The following is a 22,440-nucleotide window of genomic DNA, read 5'->3' on the forward strand; positions in this document are numbered from 1 at the left end:
GGTCTCAGGGAAGCAACAATCAGCCCTCGAACTTCGGAGCCTTGTCGAAGTCGCCTTTGCCGAAGGGTTTGTCGGCGAAAAGATAGCCATAATAGAAATTGCGCAAACGCTTGTGGAAAGCGCGGACGCGATCCTGATAGGCGAGTTGCGCCTGCATGTCGGTCTCGGCGAGCCGGGCGAGAACCGACTGAACCCCAACCGACGGCAGCAGCCAGCCGATATTGTGAGCGGCCGCATCGCGCGCCTCTATCCCTTGGCGATAGGCGGCGACCTTGCCCGCGACGCTTTCATCGCCGACCTGATGAAAGGCGAGATACCATTTATAGTGGAAGGCGGCGGTCAGCGGCGGGCTGTCCTTCCATTCGGGATGGCTGGTGTAAAAGGCGCGCATCGTGTCCTCGCGTGGAATGTCCCAGGCGCGGTTCACCGCGTCGCGCTGGGCCAGCGTCAGTTCCACGCCCTGACCGACCGGGATCTCCTGATTGATCGCGACATGGGCAACGGTCGGCAGGATCAGCGTCAGCACCAGCCACAGCCCGGCCAGCGTCGCCGCATTGGCGACCGAGGTCCAGCGGAGCCGCCCGATCAGCAGTGTCACGCCGATCCAGAAGGCGAGGTAGAGCGCGATAAGCGCCAGTACGGCCAGCAACGTGGCGCTCGGCACCTGTGACAGGATCGCCCCGATCGTCAGTGGCACCGCCAGTGCCACGAACAGCAGTCCACTGCGCAGCAGCACCCGGCGCGCCCACAGATGCCGCCCTGATCCGGCGATCGCGTCCAGCATGCGCAGGCGTCCCGCTTCCCGCTCGCCCGACACCAGATCATGGAACAAGGCGATCACGAACAGCGGCGTCAGATAGACCAGTAGGAAGGTGAAATCGAAACGGCCGGGCAAGGCGAGTTCCGGATTGAACGCCTCCCCGTCATAAAGCTGCGCCTCCAGCCCCAATGCGCGGACTCGCAATATATAGGGCGCGACGTCGCGCAGGCCGAGCGCTGCGAAAGCGAGCGGCGCGGGCGCATCCCATGTCGCGTGAAAGCTGTAATAGGCGGCGCTGCCCGCATCCTTCGTCTTGTCGACCCATGCGGCGATGCGGGCGATATCCTGCGCCTGTTTGGGCTGGATACGGGCGATGACGTCGCGCTGCCGGGTAACCTCCGCCATGCCCGCCGCCACGGCGGCGATCGAAAGTAGGGCGACCAGCAGCAGCGTCCATATCGCCATGCGGACACGCAGCAACAGGCGCAGTTCGTGGGCGATCAGGATCATGGACGGGCTTTCTGAAGGTGGCGGGCGACGGGCAGCAGCGCCAGCGCGGCGATGACCAGCCAGACGAGCAGCAGGCCAAGGCCGGGCAGGCTGGCCTGCACCAGATTGGTGGCGCTGGCCGGCTGGAAGCGGAATTGCGGGATCGCATGCCAATGATCGGCGGAGATGCGCTTGCGCTGGTCGGCGCCCACATCCTTCGCTTTGTCGTCGGCATAGCTGACGGCTTCGGCCTGAAGCCTGTTCAGCCGCTGCACCATGTCATAGCGATAGGCCTCCGCCTGCGTCAGGAAGCGGCGATGGCCGGCCAGGTCGGTGCCCGCCGCCGCCATCGACAATTGCCGCAGCGAAATGGCCGGGCTGACGATGCCGAAGCCGTCGGTCATGCGGCTTTGCGCCGCCTGAATGGCGAAGCTGCGATCGGAATAATCGTCGAACAGGCGGGAGGTGAGCTTTTCGCCCTCCATCCCCAGCAGGCCGTTATAATTGACCGGCAGATCCTCGACGCGGGTGACGCCATATCGGCGCAGCGTTCTTTCCTTGAACGCCTTGAAGAAAGGATCGTCGGGATTGTGACTGTCGCCCAGCCTGTGCAGATCATGCGCGATGGCAATGTCGGTTTCCAGTCGCGTCGGGAGGGCGTGGGTCTGCGCCGCGACATCCGGCGCGACGCGCGGCAGCAGGATGACCAGTACGGCCCAGAGCGCCAGCAGCGCGAGCAGCGCGTCGCGCCCCCGCCGCACCAGCGCGGATGCCAATATCACGATGATCGCCCACAAAGTCAGATAGGCGGCATAGCCCAGCGCAATGACCAGCATCGGCCCGGCCAGCGCGCCGGGCTGTCCGGCGATCAGCAGAAAGGCGATCATCGCGGGCAGGCCGACCAGCGCCGCGACCACGCTCAGCGTCAGCAACTTGCCTATGACGAGCGCGTGGGCCGACACGCCTTGCACCAGCATCTGCCGCAGCGTCCCGCGTTCCCGCTCCCGCGCGACCGCACCATAGCCCAGGAAGATCAGCAGCAAGGGCGCGATCACCTGCAAGACGAAGGCGGGTGTCAACTGGCCGAACCGAACCAGCAGCGAGGATTGGCGGACATCGCCGAAATTGGCGCTGTTCTGCCGGTGCCCCTCCAGGAACATGCTGTTGCCGGTAAAGGCATCGACGCCGGGGTCGAAGGCGGCCAGCGGCCCCAGCGGGCGAAAGATGAAATTGCCGAAATGCACCATGCGATGCGGATGCCGGTCCGGCTGGGCCTCGAATTCCTTGGCGGCCTGCGCCTGAAAGCGATCACGGGTTTGCGTGATCGACTGTTGGTGCGACCAGCTTATGAGCGCGGCCGCCAATGTCAGCAGCACCAGCAGTGCAAAGGCAACGACGGCGACGCGGTTGCGCCGCATCAATCGTAGCTCGTCGCGCGCGATCAGGGTTATGGCGCTCATGCGGCGGCAACTTCTCGGGAGAATTTGCGGTGCAGTTCACGCACGTCGAACCGTTCCTCGCCCTGCGCGCTGGCTTCATCGACGATGCGCCCGGATTCCAGGAAGCCGATGCGGTGGGCAATGTCAGCGGCGGAGAGCAGGTCATGCGTGACCATCAGCACCGCCGCACCCTTCCGTGCGACATCATGCACCAACTTGTTGAAATCGGCCGTGGCGCGCGGATCGAGGCCGGAGGAGGGTTCGTCCAGCAGCAGCACCGGCACTTCGCGCAGCAGGGCGATGGCGATCGCCACTTTCTGCCGCATGCCTTTGGAAAAGCCGCCGAGCCTTTTGTCCCAGGCGGCGGATTGCAACCCAGTCGCCTCGAACGCGCCGTCGATCGCATCCGGCGCAGGATGGCGCCCGGCCAGCGCCAGCAGATAGGCCGCATTTTCCCGCGCCGTCAGATGCTCATAAAGAGCCACATTTTCCGGCACATAGGCAATCTGTTCCCGCGCCTTGTCCGGTTCCACCGCCGGATCATGCCCCGCGATCAGCACGGTGCCGCTATCGGGCCGGGCAAAGCCCAGAAGCGTCGACATGGTGGTCGATTTGCCCGCGCCATTGCCGCCCAGCAGCGCGTAAATCTCCCCCGCATCGACATGCAGGGTCAGCCCGTGCAACACCCGATGGCGGCCATAGGACAGGGTGACGTCGGACAAATGAATGCGCTGGCCGGTGGCGGTCAGGGACATGAATGGGGCTCCTCGGATTTTCGCCGAAAGCATTTCGCCGATGCAGCAATCTGTCAATGAAATAATATAACATTTCCATTGACGGCCACGACCTGGCTCCCCTAGGGCCTGCCGCGAATGAGATTCTGTCTCATTTCATTCAGGGGAAATTATGTCGATCCAGTTCCTGCCGCGCCCGCGCGCTGCGTCCGCCCGTTCTCGCCGCGTCCGCCACATCGCCTGCGCCTTGCCGTTGGCCGCTGGTCTGGCTTGTGTCGCAGCGCAGGCCCAAACCGGTGACGCGATCCATCATGTGCAGGAGGGAGAGGGCGCCATCACCGTGACCGGGGCGCGGCAGGCCTATCGCGGCGACTTCGCGATGAAGGAAATTCCGCAGGCGATTACGGACATCAGCGCCGAGACGCTGCAACAAAATGCTATCCTGCGGCTGACCGACGCGCTGGACATGAATGCGTCCGTCGCGCGCCAGAATACGCTGGGCGGCCTTTGGGACAGTTTCGCCATTCGCGGCTTTGCGGGTGATGAAAATCTGCCGAGCGGCTATCTGGTCAACGGCTTCAATGCCGGGCGCGGCTTTGGCGGCCAGCGCGATGTCGCCGGGATCGAGCGGGTCGAGGTGCTCAAGGGGCCGGCGGCAGCGCTGATCGGTCGCGGCGAGCCGGGCGGCACGATCAACCTCGTCACCAAACAGGCGAAAATCGGCCGGACCTTCGGCAGCGGATCGCTGCAATATGGCAGCTATGACCGTTTCCGCGCCGACGCCGACGCCAATCTGGCGCTGACCGATGGCATCACAGCGCGGCTGATCGGCTATTATGAGAAGGGTGACACGTTCCGCGACCATGTGTCGCAGAAGCGCTGGGGCTTCCTGCCCTCGATCGGCGTCGCGCTGGGCGATCGGACGCGCCTGACCTATGATTTTGAATGGACCCGCGTGGAGGTGCCGTTTGATCGCGGCATCGTCGTCCTCAACAATGATTTCAATACCGTCCCGCGCTCACGCTTTCTGGGCGAACCGGGGGATGGCGACACGATCGCCCGCGCCACCGGCCATCAGTTGCGGCTCGACCATCAGTTCAATGATGACTGGAGCCTGCTGGTCGGGGCCAGCCATCGCGATACGCTGCTGACCGGCTTTTCGTCCGACGCGGAGCAGACGGCTTCGCGCCAGAAGCTCTACGTCGATGGCCATTCCCTGTCGCGCCAGCGCCGCTCGCGCCGCTATGATGCGGAACATAGCGTGGTCCGCGCCGAACTGGCGGGCAATTTCGCGACGGGAGCACTGCGCCATCGCGTGCTGATCGGCGGCGATTTCGACCAGTTCGAATATGATAATTATTTCACCCGCTTCCGTCCCCCGGCTGTCAGCGCCAACCCGAGCGATCAGACGGGCTATGTCATCGACATCGACAATCCGGTCTATGGCCAATATCCGCTGCCTGCGAAGGCGGTTCAAACCAACCGTCTCGATACCCAGCGCAGCTTCGGCTTCTATGTGCAGGACCAGATCGAACTGACCGATCGGCTCCAGATCCGCATCGGCGGCCGTTACGACAATCTGACGCTGAAGGTCGACAATCGCCTGCTTGCGGCGGCCAGTCGTTATAACAAGCGCAAATATGAACGGTTCAGCGCGCAGGCCGGCATCGTCTATGAACTGAGTGCCCCGGTCAGCCTTTATGCCGCTTATGGTCAGGGCTATCGCGCCAATGTCGGCGCCGACTTCAACAATGAAATTTTCGATCCCGAAACCAGCGAATCCATCGAAACCGGCGTCAAATTGACGGCGTTGGGCGGCGCGCTGACGGGCACCTTGTCGGTCTATCAACTGACCAAGAAGAATGTGCTGGCGAGTGACAATAATAATCCGGGCTTTTCCGTTGCGATCGGCAAGGCGCGCAGCCGCGGCATCGAACTGGACGTGAACGGCCATCTGCCCGGCGACATCGATATCCTGCTGAGCTACGCCTATACCGATGCAGAGGCCCGTTCGGCGGTGAATGACGCCAATTTCGGTTACCAGATTCTGCCGGGCGACAGGCTGATCAACATTCCCGACCACAATCTGAACATTCAGTTCGCCAAGCATTTCGAATTTGCCCGGCGCGGGGCGCAACTGGGTGCGGGCATGCAATATGTCGGCGAACGGCTGGGCGAGACGGGTACGGACTTCACCCTGCCGTCGCACACCCTGTTCCGCCTGTTCGGCAGCGTCGATGCGATTGAGGGCGTCGAACTGTTCGGGACAATCAGCAACCTGTTCGACGAGAAATGGTATGCCAGCAGTTATAGCTCGGTCTGGGTGCAGCCCGGCACGCCGCGCACCGCCACCATCGGCGTGCGCGCCCGCTTATGAGCCGGAGGGATAGAGACATGAGCAAGATGATCTCGCGCCTTCTGGGCGCTGCGGCCCTGTGCGTTGCTGGCACCGCCCTCGCGCAACAACCGACCCAGACGCCGCTGCCGGGGCTGCCCGCGTCGGTGCTGCCGCCGGCTCTGCCCTGGTCCGGTGCCAGCGAGAAACTGGTCGTCGACAAGGATGATCCCTGGATCACGCCCGCCGAACAGGCCGGATTCGTCACCACACCGCGCTATGACGAGGTGGCTGCATGGCTGAAGCGGCTGGACGCTGCGTCGCCTCTCATCAGCCTCGAAACCTTCGGCCGCACGGGCGAAGGGCGCGACATGCTGCTCGTCCGCGCTAGCAAGGGCGGGGCGGGCAAGCCTGTCGTACTGGTGCAGGCCGGTATCCATGCGGGCGAGATTGACGGCAAGGATGCCGGTCTGATGCTGCTGCGCGACATCGCGCTGCGTGGCAAGGACGGGCTGCTCGACAAGGTCGATCTGGTCTTTGTGCCGGTCTATAATATCGACGGGCATGAGAAGATGAGCCGCTGGAACTTCCCGGCACTGCGCGGCCCGGCGGAAAAGGGCTATGTCGGCAACAGCCGCAACATCAACCTGAACCGCGACTATTCCAAAGCGGATGCGCCCGAAAGCCGGGCGATGATCGGCCTGCTGCGCCGACTCGACCCGATCCTCTATGTCGATTGCCATGTCAGCGACGGCTTCGACATGCAATATGATATCAGCTTCACCTATGCCGGCTGGGGCCGCTACGCCTATCATCGCGCCACCGCCGACTGGTTGCAGGGCCGCTTTGGGCCAAGCGTGACGGCGGCGCTGGAAAAGGCCGGACATGTTCCCACCATCTATCCCAGTCCGATTGACACGCGAGAGCCGACCAAAGGCATCCGTCAGGCGCCCGAAGGGCCGCGCTATTCGACCGGCTATGGTGATTTCATCGGCGTGCCGACCGTACTGGTCGAAAACCATATGATGAAGCCTTATCGCCAGCGGGTGCTGGGCACCTATGTGCTGCTGGAGGCGGCGCTGAAGCTGGCCGGGCAGGATGCCGCACAGATCGCCAGCGCCAAGGCCAGCGACCGGGCATCGCGCCCCACCGAAATGCTGACCCGCTGGAAGCCCGCCGCGCAGCCGATCGGCTGGGTCGAACAGTTCAAGGGCATCGCCTTCGACACCTATGTCTCGCCTGCGAGTGGGCGCATGGAGCAGAAATGGCTGGGCCGGCCGGTCGACTGGCGGATGCCGATCATCGGCCAGGAACCAGTCGAAACGGTGCGCCTGCCCAAGGCATGGTGGATACCGGCAGGGCAGGCCGATGTGATCGACCGACTGACGCTGCACGGCATCCGTTATGAGGTGTTGGACGCCCCACGCACCCTGATGCTCGACCGCGTTCGGCTGGTCGATCCAAAGTTCCTGTCGGTACGCGACGCACGCATCCCGCTGGACACGAAGCTGCTGCATCAGGAGGTGACCGAAACGCTGCCTGCCGGCACGGTGCGCGTGCCTGCCGATCAGCCGCTGGGCTTGCTGGCGGCGGCGTTGCTGGAGCCGGAAAGTCAGGACAGTTTCCTCGCTTGGGGCTTCTTCCCCGAAATTCTCGCTGCACCGTCAGGCGCAGAAGATTTCGTGCGTGCGCCAATCGCGGAGGCTTTGCTCGCCGCCGATCCGCAGCTTCGGCAGGAATTTGGAGCAAAACTGGCCGCCGACGCTGCCTTCGCCGCGGATGGCGACGCGCGGCTCGACTGGCTGTCGGCCCGGCTGCCCGATCGCGGTCCCTATCATCATATCTACCCGGTCAGACGGGAGAGCCGATAAGCTGTCAAAATCAAGGTGGTTCAGTTGCTATCATCCGCAGGGGCACCCTGTGCGATGCACAGGGTGCCCCTGCGGGATCAGAAATGCGTAGCGAGCGAAACTTCGAAGCTGCGCGGCGCGCCGATATAGATATCGGTCGCATTATAGCCTGAATATTCGCCGTAGAAGGCATCGGTCAGATTGCGTCCCCGCAACGTCAGCGTCGCGCCGTCCGTAATCGCCCAGGCGATGGCCGCATCGAAGGTGGTGCGCCCCTTCACGAAGATGCTGTTCGCCGTATCGGTATAAAAGCCCGAAACATGACGCGCGAAACCGGAGACGGTGATCGGCGTGCCGGGCAGGTGATAGGCCGCATTCATGGCCGCCGTTGTCGACGGGACGTTGATCGGCCGGTTGCCGCTGCGGTCGATGCCGCCCGCCTCGATCAGTTCGTCATATTGGGCATCGCTATAGCTGAAACTGCTGCCCATCGACAAATCATCGGTCAATGCCCAGCCCAGGCTCAGTTCCACGCCCTGCGACGATTGGGTGCCACCCTGCACGGTCTGGAGCGGGTTGGTCGGATCGCGGGTCAATATATCGTTCTGGACGATGCGATAGGCCGCACCCGTCACCGTCAGCCGCTTGGCAAGGGCAGCTAGTTTGAACCCCGCCTCATAGCTGTGCCCCTTGGTCAGTTTGAAGCGGGTGTTCGCGATTGACTGAAGCAGGATCGACGACACCGGGGAGACGGCCGTTGTATATTGGCCATAAAGGGTCAGGTCTGGCGTGACCGCATAGCTGCTGCCCACCCGCCAGGAAAAGGGCTTGTAGACGGGATTGGCGTTGGTCACGGCATTGGGCGTCGTCAGATAGTCGGTGACGCGGCGTTTGAGATCCATATGGTCGAAGCGCGCGCCCGCGACTATCAGCCAGCGCGGCGTCAGGTTGAGCGCATCCTCGGCAAAGACCGAAACAGTGTTCAGCCGGGAATCGAAATTGACATTCTGCGACCGGTAGAGAGACTCATCGGTCGGAAAAGTGCCGACGACCGGATCGAAGGGATCGACGCTGGACACAAGGCTGGTGGTGCTGGTTTCGCGCAGGCTGGCAAAATCGGTATGATTATATTCCGCGCCCAGCGTGAAGCGATTGCGCAGGTCGCCGATCACACTGTCGTTCGACAGGGCGATGCGGCCATTCCAATATTCATGGTCATGGTAGAAAGCCGTCAGCCCGCGCTGGATGCTGCCATTGGGGAAGGCGCTGGTCGGCGCGATGAAACTACGGGTGCCGTTGTTGAGGAAGGCGCGATCGGCGCTGTACCACATCAGGTCCGTGCCCAGCGCCCAGCCGCCGCCCAGTTTCCAGTCGATGCGCGACCGGATCGTGGTCTCGTCCGCGCCGGAATAGCCCCCTTGCGGCGTATAGTTGCGCTTTCGCATCGCCTTGTCGACCACCAGCCCGCTGCTGGACCGCACCGCATCGCTGGGATCGCGGGCATAGGCGGCCGGGATCAGCAGCGCGCCCTGATAGCTGCTGTCATAGCGATCATTATAATGGTCGACCGCGATCAGGATCGAAAGGTCATCGGATGGTTTGAACAACAGGCTGGCGGTCAGACCGCTCGACCGGGTCTCATTATCGTCCACATCATAAAGGCTGTCGGACCGCAGGATGCTGGCATCGGCCCGCACCGCGACCGTGTCCGACAGCTGGTAGTTGACGCCACCCGCAGCCATCAGCGTATCGAAGCTGCCATAGCTCAACAGCGCGTCCATATGATTGCCGTCAAATTGCGGCTTGCGCGTCACCTTGTTGACCACGCCGCCCAGCGCGCCTTCGCCGAACAGGACGGAGGCTGGCCCCTTGATCACCTCTATCCGGTCGAAATGCCATGTGTTGGTGTCACGCTGGACGACGGTGGAGGAGGAGATGCGTACGCCGTCCTGAAGGATGGACACGACATTGCCGGCAAAGCCGCGCATCGTGATCACCGCCGGATTGCCCGGCACATTTCCAGCAATTGCGCCCGGCACATCGGCAAAGGCCTCCCGCGCGGTGCGCAGGCCCCGGAACTGCATGTCCGCCTGATTCAATGTCTCGACGCTGGCGGGCGTTTCCATGATCGACAGACCAAGGCGGCTGCCGGTATCGCTCTTCTGGTCGAGCTTGAGCTGATCGCGCTGCCCGGTGACGATGATCGCGTCGCCCCGATCGGCCTCATCCGCAAAAGCAGGCGTTGCGATCAGGCTGACGGCGAGCGCGAGAATGGAAATGCGCATTATGGACATACTCCCTGAAGCTTGTGTTTTTGGATGGCTTTCGCCTGATGGACGCGACGTTTGCGCCAGCGCAGCAGGCCGGTGATGAACAGGACGGCCGGAACAAGGCCGACGAAGAAGGCGAGAATGCGGGTAGCAAGGCCACCGACCGATGCGTCGTGCAGCGGGTGCAGCCAGTTGTTGATCATGGTCGATGCGCTGCCCCGGCGCGCATCCAGGAGGCCGAGTACGGCGCCAGAATATGCGTCGATATAGATGTAGCTGTGGGGGAAGCGCCGGCTGGGATCGCCAGGCACCTGCACGCGCAGCTTGATAATGCCGTTGCCCCGCGCGGGCATTTCGATCCAGGCAAGCCGCGCCTCCGGCAAAGCGCGGTGCCCGTTGGCAAGCGCGGTGGCGATGGTGATCGGCCTCCCCTCCCGCACGGGCGATTTCGGCACCGGCACGGCATCGACCGGCGCGACCGTCCGTTCGAGCACCCAGTTGCTCTCTTTGGGCAGGGCCAGCATGAAGCCGGTGACGGCGAACAGAATCAGCAGGATCAGGCTCCACAGCCCGGCCAGCTTGTGGATGTCATGCAGGCGGCGAATTGTGGAGGCACCCTGCTTGAAACGCAGCGCCTTGCGCCAGCCTCCCCTCGGCCACCACGCTACCAGCCCCGTGCCCATAAGCAGAAGGATGAGGAGGCCCGACCAGCCCACGATCTTGTGCCCGACCTCGTCGGACAGCAGATCCATGTGCAGTTCGTAGATCCAGCTCATGGCATAATCGCCCCAGCCATCATGGCGGAGGATGTGCGTGCCGTCCGGTGACAGCCAGACCATCCAGCGCTTCGCCATATGGCTGGCGGGTGGACCGGACGGATAATAGCGTGCGGCAATCGGTCCCGCTTCATCCTTCGCTTCGAACCGCCATTGCCCGGCCTCGTCCGGCCATTGGCGACGGATGGTCGTCAGGGCGCGGTCCCACACCGGGCTGGACCATCCGGGCGCGGGCCTGCTGTCGCTGACGCTGATTTCGGGATGCAGCACGGCATCGATCTCCTGATAGAAGACCAGCGCCGATCCCGTGATGCCGAGCAGCACGAACAGCAGGCCGAGCGACAGGCCGAGCCACAGATGGACATGACGCGCGACCGCGCGCGACCGCGATGTCATGGCAAGGGGATGCCCGTGCCGTTAAAGATGGCCCCGGTTATCCCGATCGCCATCCACAGAGCGATCAGCCTCCGCGCGAAGGCGCGGGACACCTTCTGTTGAGCATGCATGAGAATCTCGTTCGCCTTGAACCGCGTTTCCCAGTGGGCAAGCGGTGTGACGCATGCACGCGGCATGCGCGGAGTATGGCGAACGAGGATGAAGCTGTTCGCCGCGCGGCCCGGTCAGGCGCGCGCGGGAGGACCTTGTGAAGGCGGTGGCGGAGCCGCCAGTCGATGGACCGTGAGATCGGCTATCGCACGGCTTGAAACCAGCGGTGCAGCCATGGCCGGCACGGCTGCGATGATCGTGGCGGTCGTTGCCAGCAAACCGCCGCCCAATCCTGCGGCGAACATGCATTCGCCGCCCTTGGATTTTTCATGGTCCGTCGGCTCGGTGCCCTTTTCCACGGGAAGCACGGCCCTGACGGCGCCCTGACCGGTACAGAGCGAAATGACGATGCCGTGGATGCTCTGCGTCGGCATGAAGCCGGTGGGGACGGCAATGCGGATCGCCAGCGCACACAGGACAAGAAGAGCAAAAAGCCCCCGGCCTGCCTGCGATTGTCTAATCCCGCCACCCATATGTCAGCAACTAACCCGGCTTTGGCTCATGTCGATGTGACATGATGTCCTAACAGCATGGACTATCGCGATGGAAAGGTTTGAGCAATTGCCATCATGGTCAGTTGAAAAAACCGGGAACATCGGTCGAACTGCCGCGACAATTCTATACTTAGCCAGGATCGAAAACCGATCCGCTCAGGCATACCGACCCTTACAGGCCTGCACTACGCCGGAAGCATTCATGATAAGCTTGGATCATTGAGAGAGAAAATGGTGCTGCCGGTGAGGATTGAACTCACGACCTCAGCCTTACCAAGGATGCGCTCTACCACTGAGCTACGGCAGCACTCTATTTTCATCGCCTTAGCGCTGTCTGCGCTTCGGAGGCCGGGCCTATGGCCGCCCGTTGATCCGATGTCAAGGCGGGTTGCAGCCGATCATGCATTTTGCTTATGCGCTGTGCATGGCTGAAACACAGGACGAGAAAAAAGCACGGCTGGCGCAAGCCTTGCGGGACAATCTGCGGCGGCGGAAGGCCCAGAGCCGGGAAGCGACACGGGAGGGTACGGCACCGCCCCCTCCCGTCGGCGAATCACAAGACTGATTCGTCAGAGCGGCGCACAGGCCGCCTTGAGCCAAGCTAGCGCGTCGCCCTCCAGTTGCGGGCCGATCAGGTCCAGCACCGCAGCATGATAGGCGTCGAGCCAGGCGCGTTCCGCCTCGCTTAGTATTTCGGTGGCGATGACAGCACGATCGATCGGGGCGAAGGTCAGCGTTTCGAAGCCCAGCATCGGCTTTTCTGCATCGGGAATGGCGCGTTCCTCGACCAGCACCAGATTCTCGATGCGGATGCCATATTCGCCGGTCTTGTAATAGCCCGGCTCGTTCGAGAGGATCATGCCGGCCGCCAGCGGTTCATCGCCGCCGCCGAAGGTCGCGATCCGTTGCGGCCCTTCATGCACAGACAGGAAGCTGCCAACGCCGTGGCCTGTGCCATGCGCATAATCCAGCCCTTCGGCCCAGAGATATTGGCGGGCGAGCGCATCGAGCTGGCCGCCGCGCGTGCCCTTGGGGAAGACGGCGCAGGCGAGGGCAATATGCCCCTTGAGGACCAGCGTGAAGCGGCGCTTCATTTCCTCGGTCGGCGTGCCGATGGCGATGGTGCGGGTGACGTCGGTGGTGCCGTCACGATACTGGCCACCCGAATCGACCAGATAGAGGCTGTTCAGTTCGATCGGGCGATTCGTCTTTTCCTCCGCCCGATAATGGACGACCGCGCCGTTCGGCCCAGCGCCGCTGATTGTGTCGAAAGACAGGTCTTCGAGCAGACCAGTGTCCTTGCGGAACGCCTCCAGCCGGTCGGAGGCGGAAAGTTCGGTGAGGTTGCCCTTCGGCGCTTCGACCGCGATCCAGTTGAGGAAACGGCTGAGTGCCGCGCCATCGCGCGCCTGCGCCGCCTTGTGGCCGGCGATTTCGGTGGCGTTCTTGATCGCCTTGGGCAGGACGGCGGGATCGCGCAGCGACAGGATGGTCGCGCCGCCTTCGTCAAGCCCGTTGAAGATCGCTGCGACCGCCCGTTCGGGGTCGGCCACCACGGTCTTGCCGGCAAAATCCTCCAGCGCGGCGGCGAAGTTCACACCGTCATGCACCCGCACCGCATTGCCCAGATGCTGGGCGACGGCTTCGTCCATCTTCTCCGGGGCGACATAGAGGTCGGCCGTCGCATCGGCATGGACGATGGCATAAGCGAGCGCGACCGGGGTGCGCTCCACATCCTTGCCGCGCACGTTGAAGGTCCATGCGATCGAATCGAGGGCAGAAAGGACGACGGCGTCGGCCTTCTTCTCCGTCAGCCAGTCGGCCATGGCGGCGCGTTTCTCGGCGGCGGACTGGCCGGCGAAGCGATCGTCATGCACGACCAGCTTGGCATCGCTGGGCGCCGGGCGATCGGGCCAGACGGCATCGACCGGATTGGTATCGACCGCGACCAGTTCCGCGCCCCTGTCCGCCAGTGCATCAGTCGCCTGACGGACCCAGGCGCGGGTGTGGAGCCAGGGATCATAGCCGATGCGCGCGCCCTGCCCGGCATGATCCTTCAGCCAGGCGGCGATCGAGGTCTGCGGCACGCTTTCATATTGCCAGTGCGCGCCATCCACCTGTTCGCGCACCTGGAGCGTATAACGGCCATCGACGAAGATCGCGGCCTCCTCCGGCAGGACCACGGCGCTGCCCGCCGATCCCTGAAATCCGGTCAACCAGGCGAGCCGCTGGGCATAGGCGCCGACATATTCGCTCATATGCTCGTCGGTCAGGGGGACCACGAAGCCATCCAGCTTCTGGCGTACCAACTGGGCACGCAGGGCCTTCAGGCGATCTTCATAACTGGACATCGAACTTCCCTTGGATCATTCCGGCCTCTTGCGTTGGCCATAATGCCGACAACATAGAGGGGCCGGCGCGCTTATTCCAGCGCAGCCCCCGTCTGGACCATGGATATTTAATGACCGATCAAATGCAGCCGCCTGTCGCCCAACGTCGTCCCCACAGCTTCACGCATCACGGGATCACGGTGGACGATCCTTATGCATGGCTGCGCGATCCGGGCTATCCTGACGTCAAGGACAAGGATGTGCTGGCCTATTTGGAGGCGGAGAATGGCTGGTTCGAGGGCGCGATGGCCCCGCACAAGCCTTTGCTCGACACGCTGTTTCAGGAGATGAAGGGGCGCATCAAGGAGGATGACCAGTCGGTTCCGCAGAAGGATGGCGACTATATCTACTGGCGCGCGTTCGAAACCGGCGCGCAATATCGCAAATGGTATCGCAAGCCGGTGGTAGGTGGCGACGACCAGCTGATGCTGGACGAACCGGCGTTGGCAGAGGGGCATGAGTATTTCCGGCTGGGCGCCATGTCGGTCAGCCCCGATGGCCGCTATCTGGCCTATGCGATCGACACCAACGGATCGGAACGGTTCGAAGCGCGGGTCAAGGATCTGTTTTCGGGCGAAATATTGCCGGAAGTCATTCCCGACACCCTGTCTTCACTGGTGTGGACCAGCGATTCAAAGGGGCTGCTCTATGGGCTGGCCAATGAGAATTGGCGGACGGACAATGCGCGGCTGCACTGGCTGGGGCAGAGCGTTGATAGCGATGTCGAATTGTTCCACGAGGATGACGAAGGGTTCCGTGTTTCGATCGGCCTGACCTCCTCGGAAAAATGGATCGTCATCGCGACCGGCGACCATGTGACCAGCGAAGCCTGGCTGATCCCGGCCGATAATCCGACTGCGGCGCCTGTGCTGGTCGCGGCGCGCAAGCCCGGCCGCGAATATGATGTCGATGAGCATGAGGGCACGCTCTATATCAAGACCAACGACAGCCATCCCAATTTCCGGCTGGTGAAGGCGACGCTGGACGCGCCCGACCAGTGGGAAGAGGTGATAGCGGCCGACGCGCATTTCTACCTGACCGATTTCACCCTGTTCAAAGGCTTTTACGTCACCGAAGGACGGCAGGACGGCCTCGACCAGATCGAACTGCGTGACTATGCGACGCATTCGGCGAAGCGCATCGCCTTCCCTGAAGCCAGCTATTCGGCGTCGCTGGACGACAATCCCGAATATGACGTGACGAAGCTGCGCATTGGCTATGAATCGATGGTCACGCCTGACACCATCTATGACTATCATCTGGAGACGGGTGAACTGGAGGTGCTGAAGGTTCAGGAAATCCCGTCGGGCTATGACGCGGCGGGCTATGCGGCCGAGCGGCTGATGATCGCGGCGCGCGACGGCACGCAGATTCCGGTGTCGATCGTCTACCCGAGGGATTTCCCCCGCGACGGCGGCGCGCCGCTGCACCTTTATGGCTATGGTGCCTATGGCTTGGCGATGGAGCCGGGCTTTTCGACCAGCCGCCTGTCGCTGCTGGATCGCGGCTTCGCCTTCGCCATCGCCCATATTCGCGGCGGCGACGATCTGGGCCAGCAATGGTATCTGGACGGCAAGCTGGACAAGCGGGTCAATACCTTCACCGATTTCGTCGATGTGGCGAAGGGACTGATCGAACTGGGCTATTCGGCCAAGGGCAAGATCAGCATTTCGGGCGGATCGGCTGGCGGCGAGCTGATGGGCGCGGTGATCAACTCCGATCCCGATCTGTGGGGCGCGGTGGTGGCGCATGTGCCGTTCGTCGACGTGCTCAACACCATGCTGGACGAGACGTTGCCGCTGACGCCGGGCGAATGGCCCGAATGGGGCAATCCGATCGAGGATGAGGCCGCGTTCAAGACGATCCAGTCCTATGATCCCTATACCCATGTCAGCGCACAGGATTATCCGCCGCTGATGGTGACGGCGGGCCTGAATGATCCGCGCGTCACCTATTGGGAACCGGCCAAATGGGTGGCGAAGCTGCGCGCGACCAAGACCGACAGCAATATCCTGCTGCTCAAGACCAATATGGGCGCGGGCCATGGCGGCAAGTCGGGGCGGTTCGAAAGCCTGCACGAGACGGCGGAAGAATTTGCTTTCATCCTGTGGCAACTGGGGGTCGAAGGCTGATGGCGTCGAGCTTCACCAAGCAATTCATCGCGCAGGCCCAGCATATCGATGTGCTGGGCCATGTGAACAATGCGGTGTGGGTGCAATGGATGGAGCAATTGTCGGTCGAGCACTGGATGACCGACGCCGATCCGGCCCATGTCGACGCCTATATCTGGGTCGTGACCCGGCATGAGGTCGATTATCGCGGCAATGTGGTCGAAGGCGATGTCGTCAGCGGGCGGACATGGATTCCCGAAGGTCCACGCGGCGCGCGGTTCGACCGCTTCATCGAATTTACCGGACCGGACGGCAAGGTGAAAGTCGCCGCAAAATCGACCTGGGCCATGATCGACAAGGAAAGCGGCCGATTGATGCGGGTGCCGGCAGAGGTCGCCGCCCCTTTCCTGAACGCCAGATAAAGGAACCACCAGACAAAGATGCCCGTTTCTACCGCCATCATCAACAAGGATGGAGAGAAACATGAAGAACATCTTCAAGTCTACCATGGGCGGCCTGCTTGCCGCTTCGGCTCTTGCCCTGACCGCCAGCCCGGCATTTGCGGGAGACGAGGAACGCGCCCTTGCCGCGATCGCGCAGGCGCAGGGCAAGATCAATGCCGCGCAGCGACTGCCCAATGAAGGCGCCGCGCCGGAACTGCTGGCCAAGGCGCAGGCTTCGCTGCGACTGGCGCAGGAAAGTTACAAGAGCGGCAAGGAACAGGCCGCCATCAAATCCGCTGTCGAAGCGCAGCAATTTGCCGACACGATGATCGGCGAGAATCAGCAGCAGGCCAATGTCGATGCCCGCATGCAGGCGCAGGCTACCGTGGATGCACAGGCTGAAGCCAATGCCGCCAACGCCCGTGCCGACGCCGCAGAACAGGCCGCCACGTCCGCCGCCATGGATGCGCAGGCCGCCCGCAATGCGGCCGCAGCGGCGGCTTCCCGCCCGGCCACGACCACGGTGACCACCGAAACGGTCAAGACCGCCAGCGCCGCCCGCACCACGCCCAAGCGCAAGGTCGTCCGCAAGACCACGACGACCGCCCCGCGCACCGCCTCTGCCGAACAGACCACTACCACGGTCACGACGCAGAATTGAAGGCGCGCCTAGCGTTCCACCACTTCGAATATATCCTCTATGCCCGGTTCGCCGGGCATGGTTTCGCGTTCGGCGGCCTGGCGCGCCCACATGGTGGCGTAGAGGCCGTCGGCGCGGACCAGGTCGGCATGGCGGCCGCGTTCCACGATCATGCCCTTGTCCAGCACGATGATCTCGTCCGCATCGACCACGGTCGACAGGCGGTGGGCGACGACCAGCGTGGTGCATTTCCGGCTGATGTCGCGCAGCACGGTCTGGATTTCGGTTTCGGTGCGGCTGTCGAGCGCGCTGGTCGCTTCGTCCAGCACCAGCACGGGCGGGTCTTTCAGCAGGGTGCGGGCGATGGCGACACGCTGTTTTTCGCCGCCCGAGAGCTTCAGGCCCCGCTCGCCGACGCGGGTGGCATAGCCCTTGGGCAGATCCAGAATGAAGTCGTGTATCGACGCCGCCTTGGCCGCCGCCTCTATCTCTTCCTGCGTCGCGCCTTCCCGGCCATAGCCGATATTATAGCCGACCGTGTCATTGAAGAGGACCATGTCCTGCGGCACGATGCCGATCGCGGCGCGCAGCGAAGCCTGCGTCACGGCGGCTATGTCCTGCCCGTCGATCGTCACCTGTCCACCCTGAATGTCGTAGAAGCGGAAGAGAATGCGGGCGATGGTCGATTTGCCCGCGCCGGACGGGCCGACGATGGCGAGCGTCCTGCCGGCCGGGACGGTGAAGCTGACGCCGTGGAGAATCTCCCGCTCGGGATCATAGCCGAAACGGACATGGTCGAAACGGACCTCTCCGCCCGACACGTGCAGCGCCGGTGCGCCGGGGGCATCGGCGACTTCGGCCTGGGTGTCGATGAGTTGATACATCGCCTCCATATCGATCAGGCCCTGCCGGATGGTGCGATAGACCATGCCGAGCAGGTCGAGCGGCCGAAACAGCTGCGACAGCAATGTATTCACCAGCACCACGTCACCGGTCGAGAATATCCCCCGGCTCCAGCCCCATACACTGTAGGCCATGGCGCCGGCCATCATCAGGTTAGTGATCAGCGACTGGCCGATATTGAGCCAGGCGAGGCCATTCTCGCTCTTCACAGCAGCCTGCGCATAGCGGCGCATGGCCGCGCCATAGCGCTGTGCCTCCCGCGCTTCGGCGCCGAAATATTTGACCGTCTCGAAGTTCAGCAGGCTGTCGACGGCATGGGCGACGGCATTGGTATCCATGTCGACCATGTCGCGGCGCAGCTGATTGCGCCATTCGGTGACGGTGCGGGTAAACCAGATATAGAGCGCCACCATCACGACCGTCGCGGTGACGAGGCCGGGGCCGAACTTCACCAGGAAGATAGCGCAGACGGCGACCAGCTCGATGATCGTCGGAGCGATGTTGAACAGCAGGAAATAGAGCATGTTGTCGATGCTCTTGGTGCCGCGCTCCACAATCTTGGTCACGGCGCCGGTCCGCCGGTCGAGATGGAAGCGCAGCGACAGGCGGTGGAGGTGGACGAAGACATCATCGGCCAGACGCCGGCCGGCTTCCTGCCCCACTTTTTCGAAGACGGCGTTGCGCAAATTGTCGAACAGCACCCCGCCGAACCGCGCGCCTGCATAGGCCACCACCAGCGCCATGGCGAGGCCGGCAGCGGGCTCCAGACCCGGCGCCATGCGGTCAATCGCCGCCTTGTAGGCGAAGGGCATGACGAGCGTGACCAGCTTGGCCAGCAGCACCAGCGCCATGGCGACGACAACCCGGCGGCGCAGCGCAGGGGCATCCGCCGGCCAGAGATAGGGCAGGAAGCGGCGGAAGGTCGCCCAGATCGGCGGGACCGGCGAGGAGGAGGCTGTGTCGGGGGGCATTGGCGCCTATCTAGGCGCGGGCGCGCGATATGCCAAGGATGGCGGGCGTGGGATCACCCCTCCACCTGCGGGCATTGGCCGGGGCGCTGCTCCTCCTTGCCGGCGATGAACCAGCGGACCTTATCGGCGGCCACTTCCTCGTCATAATAGCAGATTTCCGCCGTGCCGCTCTTGGGATCGATCAGCGTGATCCATTGGTGCGGGCCGCAATTATGGGTTTCGCAGGCCCAGGACGCGACCTTGCCATCGACCAGTGCGATCGGGGTGGCAGGCCCTTCCCCCTCGCGCACCCATTTGCGGACCTGCGCATCGGCCACGGCGGCATCCACCGCCTCCGCCACGGCCGGATCGTCATGCCAGCTATGCCCGTCCACCTTGTCAAAGGGATAATGGCCGACATAGCGGGCGAAGTCTGCGGACGGCGCCGGGGTCGCGATATTGGCGGGGGCGGGTGTTTCCGCCGTGACATTGGCGGTTTTCGGCGCCTCTTCCTTCTTCTCTCCCCCCGAGCAGGCGGCAAGGGCGAGCGGCGCGATCAGCATCAGCAGGCGAATGGGGGCAGCCATGGGCGATCCTTTTACTATGGGCTGGACGGGGCGCAGGGTGGAGCGTTCCTGTGAGTGAGGCAAGACTGGCTGTAGGAAATCGGGCAGGCCGATCCCATATCCTGTCCATTGAGACGCAGGATGAAGATGCCCCCTTCCCCTTTGCCGTATCGCGCGGCATGGTAGGTCCATCGCAGGAGAAGCAGACGCATGTTCGCAGCTTTGTGGAATCGGATTTTCGGATCGCGAAATTTCGGCACGGAGGCAGACAGGACAGAGCAGCCCATCACCCAAAGCTATGATCCGGTGGAGGCGCTGCGCGATCTGGTGCGGCGCGACGTCGCCGGTGGTTTCTATGACGACGACGCCATCCTGACCAACGCGAACGACGTGTTCGAGGAAGAATTGCCCCGGCCGCTGTTGCGGGTGGAGGCATCGGCAGCATTGCGTGCGGCGCTGGCCCATCATCGTGCCGCGGAGGAAGGGTGGGACGAGATCACCGATTGCGACCGGCTGGACGCCGCCTTTGACGCGCTGGAGGCCGAGGGCGTGATCGCCCGGCAGAATTTCACCTGTTGCGGCACCTGTGGCGCGTCCGAAATCTGGGACGAGGTCGAGGAAGCGCGCAAGGATGGCATGGTCGCGCAGGGCTATGCCTTTTTTCACATGCAGGACACGGAAGCCGCGGTCGAGGGACATGGCCTGTATCTGAGCTATGGCGCGTGCGAGGAAGGCGAGTCCGCGGCGATCGCGATCGGCCATCTTATTGTCGCCGCGCTGGAGGCAGAGGGGCTGGCGATCGAGTGGGACGGCAGTCTGGGTCAGCGGATCGGCGTGGCGCTGGTGTGGAAGAAAAGGCGGGCGCTGGTGAAGCTGGAAGGTTGAGGCCGTAAAATAGGACTGCTATAAATAGGACTGGCCGAAGTTCACACCGTCGTCGGCTTTTTTGGGGCAAACGCGCCACCTTTGCGTCCATAACGCGCCTGTCGCGCACCATATTTGCGCCTGTCACGCGCCACCGGGCCGATCCGCCACGCGCCTGTGACGCCACGACCGCGCAACAGGTGCGCGACTGTAACGCCACTATGATGCCCCTGCCCCGCCCCATGGCCGCGTCAGCGCCGCGCCGGGGCGGGCGGACGGCGATGACCGGCAATCGGATCGGCAAGCGCATGGGCGTGCAGTTCCAGCGCGCGGCTCCAGTCATGGTCGAAGGGCGTGCCCGCCAGCCGACGGCGCAGCCGATGTGCGCTGGACGCCGACATGCCCGCCGTGCGGGCCGCCTGCACGACGCTGCCGCATTCGAACAGGGTGGTGAGGAAGAGGCGCTGCCGGACAGGCGTCCAGCGCGCGGGGGCGGAAGGGGATGCTTGCTGTTCCATCCAGCAGGATAGATCAGGCGAAATCCTATTTTGGAAGGGAAATAGGAAAGAGGGTCAGGCGGTGGTGAGATGGGCGCGGAACCAGTCCGCAAGGTCGTCTTCGGACAGAGTGCCCGCCGCCAGTTCGAGGAAGGCGACGACCAGTTCGGCGTCGCTCGCCATCAGGATATGACCGTTGAGCAGCAGGAAGGTTTCGCTGACCACCGCCGCGATCCGCTTGTTGCCGTCGACAAAGGGATGATTGCGCGCAAGGCCATAGGCATAGGCGGCGGCCAGCGCGGCGGCATTGGGATCGCCATAATGAGCCAGTTGCTGCGGGCGCGCCATCGCGCTTTCGAACAGGCCGCGATCGCGCAGGGCATCGCCCCCACCACCATGTTCGGCAATCTGTTCGGCATGGGCGGCCTCCGCCACGGCCAGCGTAACCCAGACCCAGTCCGGGCCGGCCATCTTATTTGGCCAGTTCGCGCAGCGCCCGCTTGCGCCGGGCCATCACCTCGCGCGCGGCGGCCATCTGGGCATCGAAATCCGGCTCGGCGGCGGAGAGTTCGATCCCGCGCGGGGTGAGGACGACCGAGAGGCTGTCGCCAGCGGCAGCCTGAAGATGCGCCAGCAATTCCTTGGGCAGGATTACCCCGGCGCTGTTGCCGATCTTCGTGATTTTGAGGGGCATGTTCATACGGGAGTTATAACATGATGCTGGGAAGCACTCAATCGCTTTGCAATTTTGTACGGATTTCTGTACAAGAATCGCATGCAGACTCTCAGCGTTTCCGAAACCCGCGCCAATCTCAAGGCCGTGCTTGATCGTGTCGTTGCCGACAAGGCTCCGATCCAGATTGTGCGGCCCAAGGGCGAGGGCGTAGTGATGATCTCGGAAAGCGAGTGGGAAGGCATGCAGGAGACTATTCACCTGATGGCTTCCCCGCGCAATGCCGAGCGACTGCTGGAGGCCATTCGCGGCCTGGAGGCTGGCGGCGGCGAGGAGCATGAACTGATCGAGCCATGAAGATCGTCTTCTGGCCCACGGCATGGGAAGACTATCTTCATTGGCAGGGCACGGATGTGAGGATGCTGGCGCGCGTCAACACTCTGCTCAAGGAATGCGCGCGTGATCCTTTTCGCGGCACGGGTAAACCGGAACCGCTCGGCGGCAACCTCAGCGGCTGGTGGTCACGCAGGATCAACCAGGAACATCGGCTGGTCTATCGGGTCAGCGGCAAGGGCGATGCCCAGTCGCTGGAAGTGGCGCAGTGCCGGTATCATTATTGAATATGGCTGATTTGAGCGTGGCTAATCTGGGAAGATCAGCCACGCTCGTCAGAGATCGCAGTCCAGCCGCAACGTGCCGTCCTTTTAGGC

20 protein-coding genes and 1 tRNA gene are annotated in these 22,440 nt (G+C 63.3%); 8 read left to right on the plus strand and 13 right to left on the minus strand.

From position 1 onward, the window contains the following. Positions 1-19 precede the first annotated feature (19 nt). The 3 genes from BMY84_RS07060 to BMY84_RS07070 are packed head-to-tail and all read right to left on the minus strand — an operon-like array spanning position 20 to position 3,443. Positions 20-1,270 (minus strand): DUF3526 domain-containing protein, encoded by a 1,251-nt coding sequence (locus tag BMY84_RS07060; RefSeq protein ID WP_093082342.1) that lies wholly within the window; start codon positions 1,268-1,270, stop codon positions 20-22. Beyond that, the gene (locus tag BMY84_RS07065; RefSeq protein ID WP_093082344.1) at positions 1,267-2,709 is read right to left on the minus strand and encodes an ABC transporter permease; all 1,443 of its coding nucleotides are present in this window, start codon (positions 2,707-2,709) and stop codon (positions 1,267-1,269) included. Before BMY84_RS07065 ends, BMY84_RS07060 begins: the two co-directional genes overlap by 4 nt. Beyond that, complete coding sequence (locus tag BMY84_RS07070; protein ID WP_093082347.1) at positions 2,706-3,443, minus strand: ABC transporter ATP-binding protein; 738 nt, start codon at positions 3,441-3,443, stop codon at positions 2,706-2,708. The genes BMY84_RS07065 and BMY84_RS07070 overlap by 4 nt, the downstream gene beginning before the upstream one ends. 151 nt (positions 3,444-3,594) lie before the next feature. Here BMY84_RS07070 and BMY84_RS07075 point away from each other — a divergent pair, with 151 nt between their 5' ends. Together BMY84_RS07075 and BMY84_RS07080 are read left to right on the plus strand one after the other, a co-directional pair. Then, positions 3,595-5,799: a TonB-dependent siderophore receptor gene (locus BMY84_RS07075; RefSeq protein WP_093082349.1), complete on the plus strand. Its 2,205-nt coding sequence runs from the start codon at positions 3,595-3,597 to the stop codon at positions 5,797-5,799. A 17-nt stretch (positions 5,800-5,816) separates the two neighbouring features. After that, positions 5,817-7,628, plus strand: coding sequence for a M14 family metallopeptidase (locus BMY84_RS07080; RefSeq protein ID WP_093082352.1), 1,812 nt, complete (start codon positions 5,817-5,819; stop codon positions 7,626-7,628). 77 nt (positions 7,629-7,705) lie between these two features. Here the strand turns inward: BMY84_RS07080 and BMY84_RS07085 are convergent, their stop codons facing one another. From BMY84_RS07085 to BMY84_RS07110, 5 genes are all read right to left on the minus strand, one after another. Next, entirely contained in the window at positions 7,706-9,892 is a 2,187-nt protein-coding gene (locus tag BMY84_RS07085; RefSeq protein WP_093082354.1) for a TonB-dependent receptor, read from the minus strand. Next, positions 9,892-11,049, minus strand: a complete 1,158-nt coding sequence (locus tag BMY84_RS07090) for a PepSY-associated TM helix domain-containing protein (protein ID WP_093082356.1) — start codon at positions 11,047-11,049, stop codon at positions 9,892-9,894. The genes BMY84_RS07085 and BMY84_RS07090 overlap by 1 nt, the downstream gene beginning before the upstream one ends. A gap of 224 nt (positions 11,050-11,273) precedes the next feature. Then, on the minus strand, positions 11,274-11,672 hold the full coding sequence (locus BMY84_RS07100; protein WP_093082361.1) for a hypothetical protein: 399 nt from the start codon (positions 11,670-11,672) through the stop codon (positions 11,274-11,276). 253 nt (positions 11,673-11,925) lie between these two features. Then, positions 11,926-12,000, minus strand: a tRNA-Thr gene (locus BMY84_RS07105). Between the two features lie 262 nt (positions 12,001-12,262). Beyond that, positions 12,263-14,044 carry an aminopeptidase P family protein gene (locus tag BMY84_RS07110; protein WP_093082364.1) on the minus strand — a complete coding sequence of 594 codons (1,782 nt, stop codon included), beginning with the start codon at positions 14,042-14,044 and terminating at the stop codon, positions 12,263-12,265. Positions 14,045-14,154: 110 nt separating this feature from the next. Here BMY84_RS07110 and BMY84_RS07115 point away from each other — a divergent pair, with 110 nt between their 5' ends. The 3 genes from BMY84_RS07115 (at position 14,155) to BMY84_RS07125 (ending at position 17,298) form a co-directional block, all read left to right on the plus strand. Next, on the plus strand, positions 14,155-16,215 hold the full coding sequence (locus tag BMY84_RS07115) for a S9 family peptidase (protein WP_093082366.1): 2,061 nt from the start codon (positions 14,155-14,157) through the stop codon (positions 16,213-16,215). Further along, entirely contained in the window at positions 16,215-16,616 is a 402-nt protein-coding gene (locus BMY84_RS07120; RefSeq protein ID WP_093021280.1) for an acyl-CoA thioesterase, read from the plus strand. The genes BMY84_RS07115 and BMY84_RS07120 overlap by 1 nt, the downstream gene beginning before the upstream one ends. A gap of 61 nt (positions 16,617-16,677) precedes the next feature. Further along, a complete protein-coding gene (locus BMY84_RS07125) occupies positions 16,678-17,298 on the plus strand; it encodes a hypothetical protein (RefSeq protein WP_177203932.1) in 621 nt (206 codons plus the stop codon). An 8-nt stretch (positions 17,299-17,306) separates the two neighbouring features. Here the strand turns inward: BMY84_RS07125 and BMY84_RS07130 are convergent, their stop codons facing one another. Together BMY84_RS07130 and BMY84_RS07135 are read right to left on the minus strand one after the other, a co-directional pair. Beyond that, on the minus strand, positions 17,307-19,151 hold the full coding sequence (locus tag BMY84_RS07130; protein ID WP_093082369.1) for an ABCB family ABC transporter ATP-binding protein/permease: 1,845 nt from the start codon (positions 19,149-19,151) through the stop codon (positions 17,307-17,309). A gap of 53 nt (positions 19,152-19,204) precedes the next feature. Next, positions 19,205-19,717, minus strand: a complete 513-nt coding sequence (locus BMY84_RS07135) for an Ivy family c-type lysozyme inhibitor (RefSeq protein ID WP_093082372.1) — start codon at positions 19,715-19,717, stop codon at positions 19,205-19,207. A gap of 189 nt (positions 19,718-19,906) precedes the next feature. Between BMY84_RS07135 and BMY84_RS07140 the strand changes: the two genes are divergently transcribed. Further along, positions 19,907-20,581 (plus strand): DUF6891 domain-containing protein, encoded by a 675-nt coding sequence (locus BMY84_RS07140; RefSeq protein ID WP_093082374.1) that lies wholly within the window; start codon positions 19,907-19,909, stop codon positions 20,579-20,581. A 230-nt stretch (positions 20,582-20,811) separates the two neighbouring features. On the opposite strand, the gene BMY84_RS07145 is transcribed toward BMY84_RS07140, so the two are convergent. Genes BMY84_RS07145 through BMY84_RS07155 form a run of 3 tightly spaced genes read right to left on the minus strand, consistent with a single transcriptional unit; the run spans position 20,812 to position 21,757 of the window. Beyond that, on the minus strand, positions 20,812-21,078 hold the full coding sequence (locus BMY84_RS07145) for a LysR family transcriptional regulator (protein WP_093082377.1): 267 nt from the start codon (positions 21,076-21,078) through the stop codon (positions 20,812-20,814). A gap of 54 nt (positions 21,079-21,132) precedes the next feature. Further along, positions 21,133-21,528, minus strand: a complete 396-nt coding sequence (locus tag BMY84_RS07150) for a type II toxin-antitoxin system death-on-curing family toxin (protein WP_093082379.1) — start codon at positions 21,526-21,528, stop codon at positions 21,133-21,135. 1 nt (position 21,529) lies between these two features. Then, positions 21,530-21,757, minus strand: a complete 228-nt coding sequence (locus BMY84_RS07155; protein ID WP_093021297.1) for an AbrB/MazE/SpoVT family DNA-binding domain-containing protein — start codon at positions 21,755-21,757, stop codon at positions 21,530-21,532. Positions 21,758-21,832: 75 nt separating this feature from the next. Between BMY84_RS07155 and BMY84_RS07160 the strand changes: the two genes are divergently transcribed. Both BMY84_RS07160 and BMY84_RS07165 read left to right on the plus strand, forming a co-directional pair. Further along, on the plus strand, positions 21,833-22,087 hold the full coding sequence (locus BMY84_RS07160; RefSeq protein ID WP_093082382.1) for a type II toxin-antitoxin system Phd/YefM family antitoxin: 255 nt from the start codon (positions 21,833-21,835) through the stop codon (positions 22,085-22,087). Next, complete coding sequence (locus BMY84_RS07165) at positions 22,084-22,350, plus strand: Txe/YoeB family addiction module toxin (RefSeq protein ID WP_093082384.1); 267 nt, start codon at positions 22,084-22,086, stop codon at positions 22,348-22,350. Before BMY84_RS07160 ends, BMY84_RS07165 begins: the two co-directional genes overlap by 4 nt. Positions 22,351-22,440: the final 90 nt, after the last annotated feature.

The sequence above is a fragment of the Sphingobium sp. AP50 genome (assembly GCF_900109095.1).
Taxonomy (GTDB): Bacteria; Pseudomonadota; Alphaproteobacteria; order Sphingomonadales; family Sphingomonadaceae; genus Sphingobium.

What these genes read in the sequence shown, in the direction of transcription:
- BMY84_RS07060 (WP_093082342.1), bottom strand. Translation starts at nt 1,270, where the DNA reads ATGATCCTGATCGCCCACGAACTGCGCCTGTTGCTGCGTGTCCGCATG.
- BMY84_RS07065 (WP_093082344.1), bottom strand. Translation starts at nt 2,709, where the DNA reads ATGAGCGCCATAACCCTGATCGCGCGCGACGAGCTACGATTGATGCGG.
- BMY84_RS07070 (WP_093082347.1), bottom strand. Translation starts at nt 3,443, where the DNA reads ATGTCCCTGACCGCCACCGGCCAGCGCATTCATTTGTCCGACGTCACC.
- BMY84_RS07075 (WP_093082349.1), top strand. Translation starts at nt 3,595, where the DNA reads ATGTCGATCCAGTTCCTGCCGCGCCCGCGCGCTGCGTCCGCCCGTTCT.
- BMY84_RS07080 (WP_093082352.1), top strand. Translation starts at nt 5,817, where the DNA reads ATGAGCAAGATGATCTCGCGCCTTCTGGGCGCTGCGGCCCTGTGCGTT.
- BMY84_RS07085 (WP_093082354.1), bottom strand. Translation starts at nt 9,892, where the DNA reads ATGCGCATTTCCATTCTCGCGCTCGCCGTCAGCCTGATCGCAACGCCT.
- BMY84_RS07090 (WP_093082356.1), bottom strand. Translation starts at nt 11,049, where the DNA reads ATGACATCGCGGTCGCGCGCGGTCGCGCGTCATGTCCATCTGTGGCTC.
- BMY84_RS07100 (WP_093082361.1), bottom strand. Translation starts at nt 11,672, where the DNA reads ATGGGTGGCGGGATTAGACAATCGCAGGCAGGCCGGGGGCTTTTTGCT.
- BMY84_RS07110 (WP_093082364.1), bottom strand. Translation starts at nt 14,044, where the DNA reads ATGTCCAGTTATGAAGATCGCCTGAAGGCCCTGCGTGCCCAGTTGGTA.
- BMY84_RS07115 (WP_093082366.1), top strand. Translation starts at nt 14,155, where the DNA reads ATGACCGATCAAATGCAGCCGCCTGTCGCCCAACGTCGTCCCCACAGC.
- BMY84_RS07120 (WP_093021280.1), top strand. Translation starts at nt 16,215, where the DNA reads ATGGCGTCGAGCTTCACCAAGCAATTCATCGCGCAGGCCCAGCATATC.
- BMY84_RS07125 (WP_177203932.1), top strand. Translation starts at nt 16,678, where the DNA reads ATGAAGAACATCTTCAAGTCTACCATGGGCGGCCTGCTTGCCGCTTCG.
- BMY84_RS07130 (WP_093082369.1), bottom strand. Translation starts at nt 19,151, where the DNA reads ATGCCCCCCGACACAGCCTCCTCCTCGCCGGTCCCGCCGATCTGGGCG.
- BMY84_RS07135 (WP_093082372.1), bottom strand. Translation starts at nt 19,717, where the DNA reads ATGGCTGCCCCCATTCGCCTGCTGATGCTGATCGCGCCGCTCGCCCTT.
- BMY84_RS07140 (WP_093082374.1), top strand. Translation starts at nt 19,907, where the DNA reads ATGTTCGCAGCTTTGTGGAATCGGATTTTCGGATCGCGAAATTTCGGC.
- BMY84_RS07145 (WP_093082377.1), bottom strand. Translation starts at nt 21,078, where the DNA reads ATGGAACAGCAAGCATCCCCTTCCGCCCCCGCGCGCTGGACGCCTGTC.
- BMY84_RS07150 (WP_093082379.1), bottom strand. Translation starts at nt 21,528, where the DNA reads ATGGCCGGCCCGGACTGGGTCTGGGTTACGCTGGCCGTGGCGGAGGCC.
- BMY84_RS07155 (WP_093021297.1), bottom strand. Translation starts at nt 21,757, where the DNA reads ATGAACATGCCCCTCAAAATCACGAAGATCGGCAACAGCGCCGGGGTA.
- BMY84_RS07160 (WP_093082382.1), top strand. Translation starts at nt 21,833, where the DNA reads ATGCAGACTCTCAGCGTTTCCGAAACCCGCGCCAATCTCAAGGCCGTG.
- BMY84_RS07165 (WP_093082384.1), top strand. Translation starts at nt 22,084, where the DNA reads ATGAAGATCGTCTTCTGGCCCACGGCATGGGAAGACTATCTTCATTGG.